Raw genomic sequence first — 15,277 nt, forward strand, 5'->3', positions numbered from 1 at the left:
GACGTTTAGGCAGCCTTTATTATACGACTTATGAATCTTTGTAACCGACAGACCAGCGCTCATCTGAGCCGGTCACTGATTGTTCCCCAGTAAGTGTACTGGGCACAGGACCAACGCGACCTGCTGATTTTGTATAATACCCTTTCGGCGCTGGAATGTCTTCCCACGTACGACCTTCGCCATTAAACTGCGGTAACCATTGAGCCAAGGCGTCAAACATTTCATCGCACATCGCCCAAACTTCTTCAGGTGAACAGACAGCGGCAGTGAGAGGATCATGAAGAATCGCTAATTTGACGAGCTCACGATTGCCTGTGAGGGCAGCTTCAACAGCCATTTCTTGTACAGACACAGACACGTTGCACGTCGCTGCACATTGCAAAGGGAGGTCCCCGACAAAGGTCGGCTGCATCCCAGCACCATCCACATAGCCAGGAAGCTCTACAGTACATCCATCAGGAAGGTTCGTGATCAAGCCACGGTTTTCGACGTTGAAATGCCCACGGTACACTCGACCAGTTTCGAGCGCCTCAATGATGTAGGAGCCATGTTCTTCAGAACGCTGTCCGAGCTTGATGTACTCCTCTTCACCTTTCATCCATTTTGGAAACATCTCACGATACTCATCCGTTTTTTCCATACAATGGTACAAGTAACCTCCTGTGCGTCCACCAATCCAGTCCCCATTATAAATCCAGCGATCTATTTCCTCTGGACGTTTTCGATACCAAGGCAAATATTCACTCAGATGACCATTCGATTCTGTCGAATAGTAACCAAATCGCTTCAATACATCAATACGAGTCGGTTCACGCTCTGAAAGATCGGGATGTTTTTCAAATGCCTCGAGCAGATAAGGACGCATATCCTGACCCTTGTGATTTACCTCAACGTACCACGTTTGATGGTTGATACCCGCACAAACAATATCCACTTCGGACTTGTCCAAACCAAGCGCGCGTGCAATTTGACTATGCCCACCTTGCACTCCATGGCACAAGCCCACAACATGAATGCCTCCTGCTCTACGCAACGCCCACGTATTCATCGCCATTGGGTTCGAGTAATTTAACAGCAACGCATTTGGTGCGACCTCACGCATATCCTTTGCAATATCAAGCAACACGGGGATCGTACGAAGCGCAAAGAAGACACCACCAGGCCCTAGCGTATCCCCAACGCACTGATCCACTCCATACTTTAAGGGAATCTCAATATCATGCTTGAAAGCCTCTAGCCCACCAACGCGAGCCGTACAAATAACGTAGTCTGCGTCTCGAATTGCTTCACGCTGATTCGTCGTCGCCACAATATTCGCTTTAAGCCCATTATCCTCAGCCATTTTCGTACATAATTGCGCCACCATGTCCAAATTGTCTTGATGGATATCCATAAATCGAAATTCTGTATCACGAAGCTCCTCGACTGACAAAATATCCATAAACAAACGGCGCGTAAACCCGATACTGCCAGCACCAATCATTGCTACACGGATCATAAAGGCATCCCTCCAAAAGTTAAGTTACACTCACTTTACGTGCTTTTGCAAACGGATACAATACATAAAACTGCTCAATATATGGAGAATTGTAACCTGAATGAAGGCGAATGTGGATTGGAATGAAAAAGCTCGGATGAGACACCAAATCCTTCTATTAATAATGAATACTTCGAGGATGAACATCAGCACGATGAAGGAAAAGATCTAAACCATTAAAGACTCGGGCACATTATTTTGCTGTGGAAAAAGCTTCTGCTATGATTTTAGTATGTAAGCACTATATTGCATAAGGAGTGAGCAAATGCCTTCATTCGTTGAGCTTGGATCATCCGGATTGAAAGTAAACCCTATTGGTTTAGGAACAAATGCCGTTGGAGGGCACAACATCTATCCGAATCTTAATGAAGAAACCGGAAAAGATGTGATTCGTGCAGCCATTGAGCATGGCAGTACTTTTCTCGACACTGCCTTTATTTATGGACCAGGACGCTCCGAAGAATTAATTGGTGACGTCATCAAGCAAATGGACAAACGGAAAGCTGTCACTCTAGCCACAAAAGGTGGACATCACATTGAAAACGGCAACGTGACTGTCGACAACTCTCCTGCATTTCTAAAAAAGACCTTTGAGGAAAGCCTCTCTAGGTTACAGACCGATTACATCGACTTATTTTACATTCATTTCCCAGATGAAAACACACCAAAGGCGGAAGCCGTTGGTGCATTAAAGACATTAAAAGATGAAGGCAAGCTTAAGGCTATTGGCGTATCCAATTTCTCAATTGAACAGTTGAAAGAAGCAAACAAGGATGGCTATGTGGACGTTGTGCAAGACGAATACAACCTATTTAAACGTGATGCTGAGAAAGACATCTTGCCCTACTGCCGAGAAAACAACATCTCCTTTGTTCCATACTTTCCACTTGCTGCTGGTCTTTTAGCTGGCACCTATACAGAACAAACAACCTTTTCAGACGGACGAGCGAAAAACCCGATGTTCCAAGGAGATGCCTTCAAGCAAAATCTTGCTAAGGTTGAACAGTTAAAGCAAATTGCAGCTAAAAAAGAGGTAGAAACGCCTCATCTAGTCCTCTCCTGGTACTTGCATCAAGAAGGGATTGACGTGATCATTCCTGGAGCAAAAAAACCTGCTCAAGTGCTCGATAACCTTAGAACGCATGACGTGTCTTTAACAGAAGAGGAAATCGAAAAGATTCGTTTCATTTTTCAATAAAACGATTTCACAGCACGATGAACCGATTGTTCATCGTGTTTTTCTTTTGAATGGTGTTCACTTTTGGAATTCTCTCGTGTGCTCAAGCAATTTCGTCAATTTGAATTTCCTTACTTTTTTGTAGGATTCCTTCTAACCTACGAAAGAAAAAGGGAGTATCGTGACGAACATTGTAAAGACTTAGAAGAGATTGAAGAAAGAAGGAACAACCGCATGAGAAAAATTCTTACAACCACTTGCTTTTTTTCATTATTATGGCTCGTCGCTTGCCGACAAGAAGCTGCGATCCAAACGGATTCTACACAGACTCCTGCAGAAAATAATTATGCGATTGTTGATAACGGAAGCTCTATTCAACATCTTGATCAATTAGATAAATTTATTAAACGGATGAATACCAATACGCCTTCAAAAGTAACAATTTACAAATTGAACGAAAACAAAAAGAGCATTCACACGTTAACCTATTCATCAGCAGGACTCGTTTATACAGTGGCTAAACAGCATAACGAAAACTCGCAAAAGCAGCAAGTCACGCAAACTCAATGTGAAACGGTTCAACGGCGGTCAGAGGGAAAAGCTCTTGTCTATGCCATTTATCATTGTGATGGAATCAATGAACAGGAAGTGCTGCGTCAAGAACTCCCATAATTTCTTAACGACATTCTATAGAAGATTTGATACACTGAGCATTAAATACACGAATAAAGGCAGGCGCTAATGCGATCTATGAAAACTCTAATGCTGAATCGTGCCGAATGCAATCAGTTGCTATCTTTGCAAGAGCTTTTCCCTTTAATCCGGTCTGTCTTAAAAACGGCTTCAGCGCACTTGATGGAACGGACTGATGATCTTGCCTTCACCTTGCCCACAGGACGAATACCGGGCATCCCTGCATATTCTGTGAATGCAAGGTCTGATCAAGGGCCAGATACAAGCATGCTCCAGCTTTTTAGAGCCTCTGATCACCAGCTTCTTGCCATTATGCCAGCCGTGCATGTGACGGAACTTAGTTTAATGGCATTTGCGGCCTTTGGCACAGATATTCTTGCATCTCATGAAGCCAAGACGGTTGGCATTATCGGCTGGAACGAATCCACAGAAAAGATCGCGAGTGCTCTTTTGTTCTTACGCCCATATGACCACCTTCTCGTCTATCCTGGAGATGCACAGAGCCCAAAAATCGAACACAATCGTCACGCTCACCCTACATTTGAAGCTGTCCATAACGTAGATACAATTTTGTCAGAGGCGGATATTTTGCTTGTATCGCAAAGCGCTACACAATGGCTTAAACATGCGATATTCTGGCGACCTGGCTTACATATAACGGTCGTTGGTGAAAAACTTCAAGCCTTGCCACGTGCTTTCCGGCAGCCTGTTCGTTTTTGGAGCGAGCAGCTTCACCAAGTAACCGGAAGTGATTTCCAATTGCATTCATGCGTAGCAGGTATTGAACCACCAAAGGAACGCCAAAGCCACATTACTGTGTTTCATGCAAATAGTCTACCTTATCTTGAGCTTGCTGCCGCTTGGCAAGTCTATAAAAAAGCCCTCTATCATGGACATGGAAGCTGGATGGATTTTGTCAAATGAGACCTCTGTTTTAGAACACATCAAAAAGCGACTGGAGAAATGACATCCAGACGCTTTTTTCCTTATCTATCCTGCAAGATTCTCAATGCTTGACTGGAGTTCATGAAGCTGTTGAAGTGTTTTAAACAGCTCGCTATTTTGAAGCTCCTCCGCTGTGAGCTGCGCATTTTCCATCTGTTGCTGAATTTGATCTAGAGAAGCTTCTGCTTGCTCCGTTAATGACAGTAACTGCGCATGAATATCCTCAGCAATTTGTGGTGGCTCCATCGCCTCAAAGCTTTCCATTTCCGCTCTAAACTGTTCAATGGATTGTTCAAGCTCTGCTTGTGCTTCAGGGTTGTTCGCCGCATTAGAGACCAACTGAGGCGCCTCTTGAACGAATATCTGAACATCCTCTAAATACTGTATCGTTTCCTGTGTATAGTTCAAACTGTTGTTTACTTCTTCAAGGACACCACAGCCACTCAACACCAAGAAGGCCGCACTGACCAAAATAGTGATCCAATTTTTCATTCTCATACTTGTTATCCCTCCTAAGACTCTCTACATATATACCTTATTTCTTTCAAGGGAGCAAGGATGAAATCTCGTACTTTCAGTGCTTGTCACCAATTGTTCAAGAGTTCATCTGTAAGCACTATATGAAACACGTATACTGGAAATAACGAATAAAAAGGAGTTTGGTGTATGCTTCGTACAGCACTTGGTCGCGTTCGTTTAATTGGAATGATTGAAGGCATTTCTTTTCTAATGCTTCTAGGCATTGCTATGCCGCTGAAATACTGGGCAAACATCCCAATGGCCGTCACTATTGTGGGCTCATTGCACGGATTATTATTTGTATTGTTCGTCATGGCCATTGCCAATGTCGCCGTCGTCGATAGGTGGCGCGTGTCATTGATTGCCGGCGCATTGCTTTCATCATTAATTCCGTTTGGTCCATTTGTTCTAGACAAAAAATTGAAAGACGACCCTACTGCGTAAAGGGGCTGTCCCATAAGGTAAAAAATGACCTTGTGAGAATATTTTCAAGGTTTTTTTCTGGTAATAGAATTAAACCGCTCCATCAAAATACTTCGCTTGCACCCTACGGGTACAAGTGCAACATCGACTCGAGAAGACCTCCTCGTGTTTTCTATGCCGCCGGGCACGGCTTCAGCTTCCTCGGAAAGCAAAAAATCGCTTTCCTGCGGGATCTTCAGCTCGTGCTGTTCCCGCAGGAGTCTACGTATTTTGACTACGCTAATCTTCTGACTCTGCATAAAATCAATCGCCACTCAAATTATAAAACATGAAAAACCTCAAGGTATCTGTTCAAATGCCTTGAGGTTTTCTACTTTTAAGAGGCTTTTGAGACAACCCCTTTTTTGTTCAATAACTCAACTTTCACACCTTCCATTAGACATCGACTCGAAAAGACCTCATCGTATACGCTTATTGAAAATAGTACCTTCTCCATTATTGCTCCTCCTACAACATACTCTTTTTTCAACAAATCCTTATTTCATACTAGAAACTATACATTTCCGTTAAAATTAGCCATAAGTCAATCAGAGATATTTTCTCTCACTGAATATTGTCAATGGATTTTCTGTGACTTTTCATTTCACAGTGCCCTTTTTTGATTTTTCGTCACAATTATCTTTCATTCTTTAACTAAATTGCGTATACTTTATAAAAGACGTTCAAAATTTGGACACAATTGAAAGCGTTATCTTTTAAAATTTCCGTAAGGAGTGACCTCTATGCTTACATCAAAACGTTTTTTGCTCTTATTCTCACTACTTAATCTTACGCTAATTCTCGGTGTTCAACAGGTGTTTTTGCATCTCTTTAACAGCCGTTATGAAGGTGTCATGAACACACTTACTGTGTATGTTCTCTTTTTACTTATTTGTACCGTTCCCTATACAATCGTTGCCCTGTTACAAAAGCGTAGAACAGCTTCAGGCGTGATCGGTGTTTTGGCGGCTACTGTTGTGACGATGCTTGTGACAAACGGCCTGCTGTTTCTTCAGGCGCCCTCTTACAGCTACGCTTCTGCTTCGGAATTGGTAGAAACGCAATTGACTGATGGAGAAACCCTTGTTGCTCCACCAGTTGCAAGCATCAACAAACAGAAAAGGCATAACGGCTTTAGAGACATGTATGCCTTCGATTACTTGCTTTATTCTGAAGATAAAGAAGGCAATCTCCATGCTTATCAAGTGAAGCCAGATACAGGTGACTTTCATGAGGTGCCAGTGCCACTGAGCAGACTGCAAGCAGCTGGTTGGACACCATAAACCCTAGCACAGATTAACGAACACCAGGCGAGGCAATGCGCAATACAAACAAGAAAGCGAGCGTTTCTCTTCTAACCTTTTAGGCTGAATGAAAACGCTTGTCTTATCTCAGCGCAAAGCCTTGGGAGGCGCGGAGTTGCCACATGGGCAATGAGCACCGGACAAGGCAAAGCAACGACGAAAGCGAGCGTTTCTCATCAGCCTAAAAAGCGCAGACCCGAAATACGGGCCTGCGCTTTTTGCTTACATGTGATGGTTTAAATGAACGCCGAAATTCATGACCCAGAAAGAGCCAAGGACAACAACGATTGCGATAAAGGCAGCAAACAATATATTTCCAGCTTGAATTCGTCCTGACTTCCCTTCCGTCAGATGCATAAACATCAAGAGCTGCAGAGCTGCTTGGAGAAATGCAAAAAGGAAAATGATAATAATCTTTGTTTGAAGGGTAAAGTCGGTTTGAAAACAAATCCATAAAGCGGCCAGGGTGAGAACGATCGACATGACAAAACCTACAATGTGTTTCCATGGGAAATGTCCTTTTTGGGCTGTTGTATTGCTTTGAGCCATCTTACTTCACCATCCCTAGCAAGTAGACGCCTGTAAAGATGAAAATCCAAACGACATCTAGAAAGTGCCAGTAAAGGCTTGAGATAAATACTTTCGATGACGTTTTAGGCGTCAAACCACGTCGTTTAATTTGAATCATAATCATGATAATCCAGCAAATACCGATACTAACGTGCAAGCCGTGAGTACCTAGCAATACAAAGAAGGATGACCAAAAAGCACTCGTGGATAATGTCGCACCTTCATGGGCGTAATGCGCAAACTCATAAATTTCAAAGCCTACAAATCCCATACCAAGTAAGACTGTAACAATGAGCCATGCGATCGTTGCCTTTGTATTGCGGTTCCGAAGTTCATGGACTGCGAGTCCGCAAGTAAATGAACTTGTGAGTAAGAGAAATGTCATAATTAGTACGAGTTTTAGTTCGAAAAGCTCGCCTGGCATGATCTCTCCTGCCGTCCGGTTAATGAGTACAAAATATGTCGCAAACAGTGTGGAGAACAGTGCGATTTCTGCCCCTAGAAATATCCAAAAACCGAGGATATTTAAGCGACCCGTTTCGGACTGATACTCCAATGGTTCATTTTCATTCATTACTTCATGAGCCATATGCTTGTATCCTCCTTTACTTCGCCGAAGCTTTTTGCTCGGTCTCCTGGATTTTTTCTACTGGGACATAATAGCCATCATCTTCTTGGAAGGATCTATAGGTCATACAGAGCAATGTCAGGATGCCCCCAACGAGTCCGATCCAATACCAATGGAAGACAAGACCGAAGCCAGCAATTCCTAAACAGACGGACATAAGGAAGCCCAATGCCGAATTGTTAGGCATATGGATTTTCTTATAATCCTTCTTTTGCTGCGTTTCAATGCCATCTTCCTTCGTTTTCCAATACGCATCAATGCTTTTCACTTCAGGAAGAACGGCAAAATTATAAAACGGCGGAACAGCAGAGCTCGTCGCCCATTCTAACGTACGACCTGTGCCCCAGCAGTCGCCGCTCGTTTCTCTTTTTGAATGTCTGAAGCTGTAATAAATGTTGTACGCAAAAATCATAAACCCAATACCCATCATAAAGGCACCGACTGTTGACAAAGCGTTAAGGCTAAACCAGCCTTCTTCCGGTAAATACGTATTTACACGACGTGGCATTCCGTCGAGACCAAGGAAATATTGCGGGAAGAAACAAACGTTAAATCCAATCACAAAAATCCAGAAACTCCAACGGCCAATGCGTTCGTTTAACTTATGTCCAAACATTTTTGGATACCAAAACACCAAGCCTGCAAAGCAAGCAAACACAGTTCCAGCAATTAAAACGTAATGGAAATGCGATACAAGGAAGTACGTGTTGTGGTACTGGTAGTCTGCGGCTGCCATCGCAAGCATAACCCCTGTCACGCCACCCACTACAAAGTTAGGAATAAATGCTAACGCCCACAACATTGGTACGGTGAAACGTATCCTACCCTTATAAAGCGTAAACAGCCAGTTAAAGATCTTAACCCCTGTTGGTATGGCAATCGCCATCGTTGTAATAGAGAAAAATGAATTGACCAATGCACCGGAACCCATCGTAAAGAAGTGATGCACCCAAACTAAAAAGCTCAATACGGAAATAAGAACGACCGATGCAATCATAGCTTTATAACCAAACAATGTTTTGCGTGCAAACGTTGTAATGATTTCAGAAAAGATACCGAATGCCGGCAAAATAACAATGTAAACCTCAGGATGTCCCCATATCCAGAACAGGTTCGCCCAAAGCATTGGCATCCCGCCATCATGAAGTGTAAAGAAGGCTGTGCCAAACAAGCGGTCAAACGTCATTAAAGCAAGTGATACCGTTAAAACAGGAAAAGCAAAAACGATGATAACCATTGTAATTAATGATGTCCATGTAAACATCGGCATGCGGAAAAGTGTCATACCTTTTGTACGCATTTTGAAGATCGTAACGATAAAGTTAATCCCTGTCATAAGCGTACCAATTCCGGCAATCTGCAAACCGAGCAAGTAGTAATTTTGTCCAGGACCAGGACTAAGTTCATTCGTCGCCAACGGCATGTAACTGGTCCAGCCAGCAGACGGTGAACCGCCGATAACGAACGAAATATTGAAAAGCATCGCCCCGACAAAAAATGTCCAGAAGCTCAGGTTGTTCAAGAATGGAAAAGCGACATCGCGTGCTCCTATTTGAAGTGGAACAACGACATTTATTAAACCGATCAAAAATGGCATTGCCATAAAAATAATCATAATGGTTCCGTGCGTTGTAAAAATTTCGTTGTAATGTTGGGAATTGAGCAGCTCCATATTTGGTGCAGCTAACTGTGTTCGCATCAACAGAGCGTCAACGCCTCCCCTGAACAACATCAATAAGGCTGCAAGAATATACATAATGCCAAGACGTTTATGGTCGACTGATGTGATCCATTCTGTCCACAACCAGCGCCATTTCTTGAAATACGTAAGACCACCAACGATGGCTATACTCGCAAGCACAATCGAAATTTGTGCGCCTAATATGAGAGGGTCTCCGGTTATGATAAATTCATCCCATCGTAAATTCATGTGTGACGTCCCCCTTTCTTAATGGCCTTCGCCATGGCTCATATCTTCATCTTGTGTCATGTCTTCATGGTCTTCATGACCGCCGTGTCCCTGGTTACTATCAGAGGTTTCCGTTTCTCTCGATTCAGGGTTTGTATAAAACTCCAATTCTGAAGGGTCCTTTAAAGGTGGTACAGGGCCCTTTGCATGTGGATTACGATTAATATACCCAAGGCGTTCACGTGCTTCTAAAGCATAGCTTGCATTCTTTACGTGATTAACCCAATCAAGGTGTGTATTGCTAAAGGTCATCTCATCGACGGAACCTGGAATCATCAGCTTAAGATCATATTCTGCCTGAGTGAGCTCTGGCGCATTTTCCTGAGTGTCCTCCACCCATGCAGCATAATCCTCTTCTGTTAGAGCATGTACTTCAAAACGTTGATTCGTGAAGCCATCGCCTGTGAAGTTTGCATTTCTTCCTTTATAAGTTCCTACATGGTCTGCCTGTAAGTAAAGCTTCGTTTCCATACCTGCCATGTTGTACTTTTGACCGCCAAGTTGAGGAATCCATAGGGCAGCCATTGAGTCGGCAGACGTAAGTCGAAAGAGAATAGGTCTGTCTTCAGGGATGTTTAAATAATTCACTGTTTCAATGTCTTCTTCAGGATAACTAAAAATCCATTTCCAGTTCGCCGACGTCGCATGAATCACAAGTGGTTCTTTATGCGCTGTAGCCACTGGTGCTTTTTCCAACGAATAAATCGTGCTGACTGTAGGTATAGAGAGTGCAATAACGATGACCACCGGAATCACAGTCCACACAATCTCTAGTAGCACATTCCCCTCGTGCTTAGGATCGTAATTTGGATTTTCCTTCCGATCCTTGTACTTCACAAGAATGACAGTAAAAAGGACGAAAATCACAGCCACAATTGTGAGCATGAAAATTATGGAATATACAATGAGATCACTTTGCTGCTCGGCCACTGGTCCTTTCGGCTTTAACACTGTTGGCGCGCTACAGCCAACCATAAGTAATGAGATGAGTCCAAAAAGCACCAATGATTTAAGCCTATGAAACATGGTCATTCACCTTCCTTTCAATCATTCACTCGGTAGTGACTCTATGCAAGAGTCCGATACGTCGTTTAAGTCCCTTTTGAACGTATCAATAATGTTGGCGTATGTCAGTCTATCTTCGAGCTTTCACACACACTTGTCATTTTTTCGACTAGAATTGTTCACAAAACCATCAAGATTTTGTGATTTTCAGGTGCCACTGGAAGAATAAGCGCTTTCGCACCAAGAGTTTATTCCATCCTATTACACCTTTTAAATTCGATAATTACAGTTTTAATGATTAACAAGCAGTTAATTTTTCCTTTTATACAAATGTCTCGTCTCTTAAACGACAAATATGTGAAGTATTGAACAATCCATAGCGAAATCGTTTTACCGTAAGATGGGGACGTCCCAAAATTCACAAAAAATGATTTTCAGGCACCCCATTTAGCTTACACACTATTCAATGATTGAAGCGCCTAGAACGTTCGTAAAGTGATTCAATGCCCACTTATGACCGACCGAATCAAAGCTTGCGACAGCATTTTTATGAACAACAATGGAGTAGTTCAACGAGTAAGCATAAACCGCTGTGTGCAACACACAAATATCTGTCACATCTCCAATCAAATGAACTTCTGTAACCCCACGTTCACGAAGCTTTATATCTAAGTCAGTTCCTACAAAAGCTGAGTACCTTGTTTTGTTGAGAAAATATACATTAGGAAGGTGCTTAACCGTTTCATAATACGTTCCCAATGTGCCATAAAGGTTCCTCCCAGTTGACCCACGAAGATTATGAGGAGGAAATAACGCTGTTTCAGGATGATACGAGTCGTCCTCCTCGTGCACATCCACCGCAAGAACGACAAAGTCACCTGCCTCAGTAAACATTTTTGTCGTTTGAGTGACTGTCTCTTCGATGGCTCGTCCAGGTTCTCCAATGGAAAGCGTTCCACTTTCAGCAATGAAATCATTTGTGTAATCAATAACAATTAGCGCTTTCATATACCATTCTCCTTTCATTTCTTTTGTATTATCTCATAAGTGAGGCAGCTACCTCAGGGACCATCCGTTTACAATGTTCCGCTTATAAATCAAACAGACCGAAATGCAAGCACCTGGGGCAGTGCGAGCATTTCGGTCATTGAAAAAGGATATGATGGATCACTTCTTAGTGTACTAGATGCACTTTCGCCTGCCTCAGTTTTTGTTAGATAAGCTCACACTATTTTCGTCCATCTGTGGTGCCCCTTGTATGACTTCTGCAACGCCTTTACCAGCACAAAACCCTGTGACAAATGCGGCTGTGATATTATAACCACCTGTGTATCCATGAATGTCTAAAACCTCGCCACAAAAGAATAAGCCATTCATCTTCTTTGATTGCATTGTTTTTGGATCAACCTCTTTAAGATGCACACCACCGCCAGTGATAAACGCTTTTTCTATAGAAAGTGTCCCATTCACGCTGGCTCTAAAATCTTTACACAATCCAGCAAGTACTCTCAGCTTTTGTTTAGGGATTGTCCTCGCCATTACATCCTCGTCAATGTCAGCATGCTCAAGCAATAAACGTAAATAGCGTTCAGGCAAGAAACCTCGAAAGGCATTTTTTACTGCTTTGTCTGGTGCCTGTTGTTGTATTTGGCAAATCTGTTGAAATACGTCTTCCATCATGCTGTCCGGAAATATATCGAAACCTAACGATACATCCCCCTGGCCTTTCGACTTTTTCAATGCCTTCACCACATATTGACTGCAACGCAGAATGGCAGGTCCTGAAAAACCAAAGTGTGTAATTAAAGCGTCCCATCGATGTGTTTTAATGGCTTTGTTTTTATGAGAATAAACGGTCACTGCAACATCAGACAGAGAAAGCCCTTGAAGTTGCTTTGATTGAATCCATCCCACATTGGATGTCACAGGGACTTCGGTCGGATAAAGCTCTGTTATGCTATGACCGGCTGCTTTTGCCCATCCATAACCATCACCTGTCGATCCTGTTTTCGGCACCGATTTTCCCCCTGTTGCGATAATGACCGTCGGGGCTTTAAGCAACCCTTTTCCTTTAACAATTACGCCTTCTAAACCCTGTCCAGCAAATTGCAGTCCCTCGACCTTCGTATTGACATGCATGTCAACATGTAGCGTGGATAGCTTTCTTAAAAGCGCTTGAACAACATCCTGTGCAGAATTAGAAACAGGGAACATTCTGCCCCGATCCTCTTCCTTCAATTGAATCCCAAGCTGTTCAAAAAACGCAATAATGCTCTCATTATTAAATACGGAAAATCCGCTGTATAAAAATTTACCGTTCCCTGGCAAGTGCTCAACTAATAGTGGCAACGGCTGACGATTGGTCACATTACAGCGTCCTCCACCAGATATTGCAAGCTTTCGTCCGAGTTTCCCGCCTTTTTCCAACAAACATACTCGTGCACCATGCTCTGCGGCAGAAGCAGCCGCCATCAAACCAGCCGGACCTCCACCTATAACTATACAATCATACATTTCTAGCACCGTCCTTCCCTGTCAAAGGATAGCACAGGTTCTGTTTGGAACACCAGAATATGAGGCATTGGTTGGTTTTTTCAAGGAAAGGCATTTCTCTCATTCCACTTTCACTGTCGCCGCATAAGATGCTATATGTTCTTATGAAGGAGGTGCTTTATTCATGGGTTCTTCTTATAACGGTGGAGGATACGGTAGCAGCTTTGCTTTAATCGTTGTACTGTTTATTCTTTTGATTATCGTAGGTGCTGCATTCGTTTACTAAGCATAATTAGGGAGTAACAAGCCCTATAGCTACACTTTAAACATAAAAAAACGTCCCGAGGGACGTTTTTTTATTTATCTTTATTGACGATCTAATGTAACAGTTTGAGCGTCTGCATTGAAGGAAACATCCCAGCCTAATAATCTAGCCACTTCAGCTACAGGAATTTGTGTGCGACCTTCAACGATCGTAACATTTGAAGTCATATCTAACTTCTCACGATTGACCCAGACTTGTCCAGTATCCACATTGATACGGATTTGTTTGTCGTCTGATTGTACTACGACTGAACGCATGTCATTGTCCCAAAGAACAATTTCACCAGTTGTCATTGCAAGAGAGCGAATTGAAACATACGTGTGTCCATCCCAGATAAATGGTGCTACATCAAGTGAGTTCGTTTCACCATCAGCCGTGAATTGCGATGCACCAATATTTAAAACTACTTCCAACACTGGATTCGCAGGAGGACCTACTGGTGCTTCTGTTTCTTCTTCTTGTTCTTCATTCATTTGAGTTACGATGGCTCCACCTAACGTTTCGCCAATACCGAACATAAAGCCAAAGCCTTCATTGAATGAATTGTATGTTTCATCATAATTCCCATCAACATAAGCGTCAAACGTTGCAATCACATCTTCTTCATGTGCCCAGATTGCTTCAGTAGCAGCATCTTCAGGCAAGTTTCCTGCAGTTGCCATAGCAAGGAAAGAACCAAAATCATCAGCGAACATTTCCAAGCTTTCTACTGCTTCTTCACGTGCTTCTTCATCATCTTCACGCACAGCTACAGCAAGATCACTCTGTGCATCAATATGTTCTGAAACCCAAATATCTTCAAATGCATTTGCGCCTTCAGTACCGTAAAGTGAAGCGATTGCTTCTTTGAATTCTTGTGTATTTGCTTCTTCAGCCCATTGAACAGCATCCAAAGTGTCTGATTCTTCATATACTGCTTGCAATTCAAGTGTTGCTAAAACAAAATGCTCTGCAGCGATAGTGTTTAACATTGAACGCAAGTTTGCTGCATCTGTGTCAACCGTTGTGTTATCAAATTTTTCAGGGAACTGTGTCACAATGGCATTTGATAGTGCTTTGCTGATGCCAAATACTTGTTTAAAGCCTTCACGGAATGTTTTATAAGCTTCTTCATGATCACCAGCTACATAGGCATCAAAAGTGCCTATTACAAGGTCTTCATGGGCACGAAGAGCTTCAGCTGCTGCTTCTTCAGGAAGGTTTCCTTCTGTAGCTGTAGCAAGGAATTCTGAGAATGTGCTTACAAACTCGTCAACCTCTGCTTCAGCTTCTTCTCTTAGCTCTTCATCATCATTTTTAGCAGCTTGTACGAAGTCATTTGTGTACGTATTGTGATTTCTAAAAATGTCTTCGAATTGCTCTGCGCCTTCATCACCATAAATTGAAGCCACAGCTGGAGTGAATGCTACAGCGTTCTCATCCAATGCGTCGTACACTGCGTCTGCGTCTGGCGCATCGTCATATTCCTTAATTAATGCAAGAACTGCTAACGAATAATGTTCTGATAACAATTGATCTAATGTTGCTCGTAAATCTGATGCGGGCGTTTTAACCGATGCATCGGCTGCGAATGCGAATGATGGGACCAATAAAAAGACAGCCATTAATGATACTAGCAAGCGTTTTGCTTTCATTTGATGGTTCACTCTC

General features: G+C 42.8%; 15 protein-coding genes. 6 read left to right on the forward strand and 9 right to left on the reverse strand.

The annotated features are described in order from the left end of the window. Positions 1 to 28 precede the first annotated feature (28 nt). On the reverse strand, positions 29 to 1,498 hold the full coding sequence (gene melA / locus EV213_RS00640; RefSeq protein ID WP_133578541.1) for an alpha-glucosidase/alpha-galactosidase: 1,470 nt from the start codon (positions 1,496 to 1,498) through the stop codon (positions 29 to 31). A gap of 304 nt (positions 1,499 to 1,802) precedes the next feature. On the opposite strand from melA, the gene EV213_RS00645 reads away from it, so the two are divergent. From EV213_RS00645 to EV213_RS00655, 3 genes are all read left to right on the forward strand, one after another. Next, positions 1,803 to 2,735, forward strand: a complete 933-nt coding sequence (locus EV213_RS00645; RefSeq protein ID WP_133578542.1) for an aldo/keto reductase — start codon at positions 1,803 to 1,805, stop codon at positions 2,733 to 2,735. Between the two features lie 213 nt (positions 2,736 to 2,948). Then, a complete protein-coding gene (locus EV213_RS00650; protein WP_133578543.1) occupies positions 2,949 to 3,386 on the forward strand; it encodes a DUF4362 domain-containing protein in 438 nt (145 codons plus the stop codon). Positions 3,387 to 3,455: 69 nt separating this feature from the next. After that, entirely contained in the window at positions 3,456 to 4,331 is an 876-nt protein-coding gene (locus EV213_RS00655; protein WP_133578544.1) for a hypothetical protein, read from the forward strand. Between the two features lie 66 nt (positions 4,332 to 4,397). On the opposite strand, the gene EV213_RS00660 is transcribed toward EV213_RS00655, so the two are convergent. Next, positions 4,398 to 4,850: a DUF6376 family protein gene (locus tag EV213_RS00660; protein ID WP_133578545.1), complete on the reverse strand. Its 453-nt coding sequence runs from the start codon at positions 4,848 to 4,850 to the stop codon at positions 4,398 to 4,400. 168 nt (positions 4,851 to 5,018) lie between these two features. On the opposite strand from EV213_RS00660, the gene EV213_RS00665 reads away from it, so the two are divergent. Together EV213_RS00665 and EV213_RS00670 are read left to right on the forward strand one after the other, a co-directional pair. Beyond that, on the forward strand, positions 5,019 to 5,315 hold the full coding sequence (locus EV213_RS00665; protein WP_133578546.1) for a DUF3817 domain-containing protein: 297 nt from the start codon (positions 5,019 to 5,021) through the stop codon (positions 5,313 to 5,315). Positions 5,316 to 6,076: 761 nt separating this feature from the next. After that, on the forward strand, positions 6,077 to 6,616 hold the full coding sequence (locus EV213_RS00670; RefSeq protein ID WP_133578547.1) for a hypothetical protein: 540 nt from the start codon (positions 6,077 to 6,079) through the stop codon (positions 6,614 to 6,616). A 243-nt stretch (positions 6,617 to 6,859) separates the two neighbouring features. On the opposite strand, the gene qoxD is transcribed toward EV213_RS00670, so the two are convergent. The 6 genes from qoxD to EV213_RS00700 form a co-directional block, all read right to left on the reverse strand. Beyond that, the gene (gene qoxD / locus EV213_RS00675) at positions 6,860 to 7,186 is read right to left on the reverse strand and encodes a cytochrome aa3 quinol oxidase subunit IV (protein WP_133578548.1); all 327 of its coding nucleotides are present in this window, start codon (positions 7,184 to 7,186) and stop codon (positions 6,860 to 6,862) included. 1 nt (position 7,187) lies between these two features. Further along, on the reverse strand, positions 7,188 to 7,796 hold the full coding sequence (gene qoxC, locus EV213_RS00680; RefSeq protein ID WP_133578549.1) for a cytochrome aa3 quinol oxidase subunit III: 609 nt from the start codon (positions 7,794 to 7,796) through the stop codon (positions 7,188 to 7,190). Positions 7,797 to 7,812: 16 nt separating this feature from the next. Then, on the reverse strand, positions 7,813 to 9,765 hold the full coding sequence (gene qoxB / locus EV213_RS00685) for a cytochrome aa3 quinol oxidase subunit I (RefSeq protein ID WP_133578550.1): 1,953 nt from the start codon (positions 9,763 to 9,765) through the stop codon (positions 7,813 to 7,815). Between the two features lie 18 nt (positions 9,766 to 9,783). After that, complete coding sequence (gene qoxA / locus EV213_RS00690) at positions 9,784 to 10,830, reverse strand: cytochrome aa3 quinol oxidase subunit II (RefSeq protein WP_243739936.1); 1,047 nt, start codon at positions 10,828 to 10,830, stop codon at positions 9,784 to 9,786. A gap of 438 nt (positions 10,831 to 11,268) precedes the next feature. After that, positions 11,269 to 11,817, reverse strand: coding sequence for a cysteine hydrolase family protein (locus tag EV213_RS00695; protein WP_133578552.1), 549 nt, complete (start codon positions 11,815 to 11,817; stop codon positions 11,269 to 11,271). 195 nt (positions 11,818 to 12,012) lie between these two features. Next, positions 12,013 to 13,323 carry a BaiN/RdsA family NAD(P)/FAD-dependent oxidoreductase gene (locus EV213_RS00700; protein WP_133578553.1) on the reverse strand — a complete coding sequence of 437 codons (1,311 nt, stop codon included), beginning with the start codon at positions 13,321 to 13,323 and terminating at the stop codon, positions 12,013 to 12,015. A gap of 163 nt (positions 13,324 to 13,486) precedes the next feature. Here EV213_RS00700 and EV213_RS00705 point away from each other — a divergent pair, with 163 nt between their 5' ends. Further along, a complete protein-coding gene (locus EV213_RS00705) occupies positions 13,487 to 13,588 on the forward strand; it encodes a YjcZ family sporulation protein (protein ID WP_133578554.1) in 102 nt (33 codons plus the stop codon). Between the two features lie 80 nt (positions 13,589 to 13,668). On the opposite strand, the gene EV213_RS00710 is transcribed toward EV213_RS00705, so the two are convergent. Then, positions 13,669 to 15,261: a copper amine oxidase N-terminal domain-containing protein gene (locus EV213_RS00710; protein WP_133578555.1), complete on the reverse strand. Its 1,593-nt coding sequence runs from the start codon at positions 15,259 to 15,261 to the stop codon at positions 13,669 to 13,671. Positions 15,262 to 15,277: the final 16 nt, after the last annotated feature.

The organism is Aureibacillus halotolerans (assembly GCF_004363045.1).
Classification (GTDB): Bacteria; Bacillota; Bacilli; order Bacillales; family DSM-28697; genus Aureibacillus; species Aureibacillus halotolerans.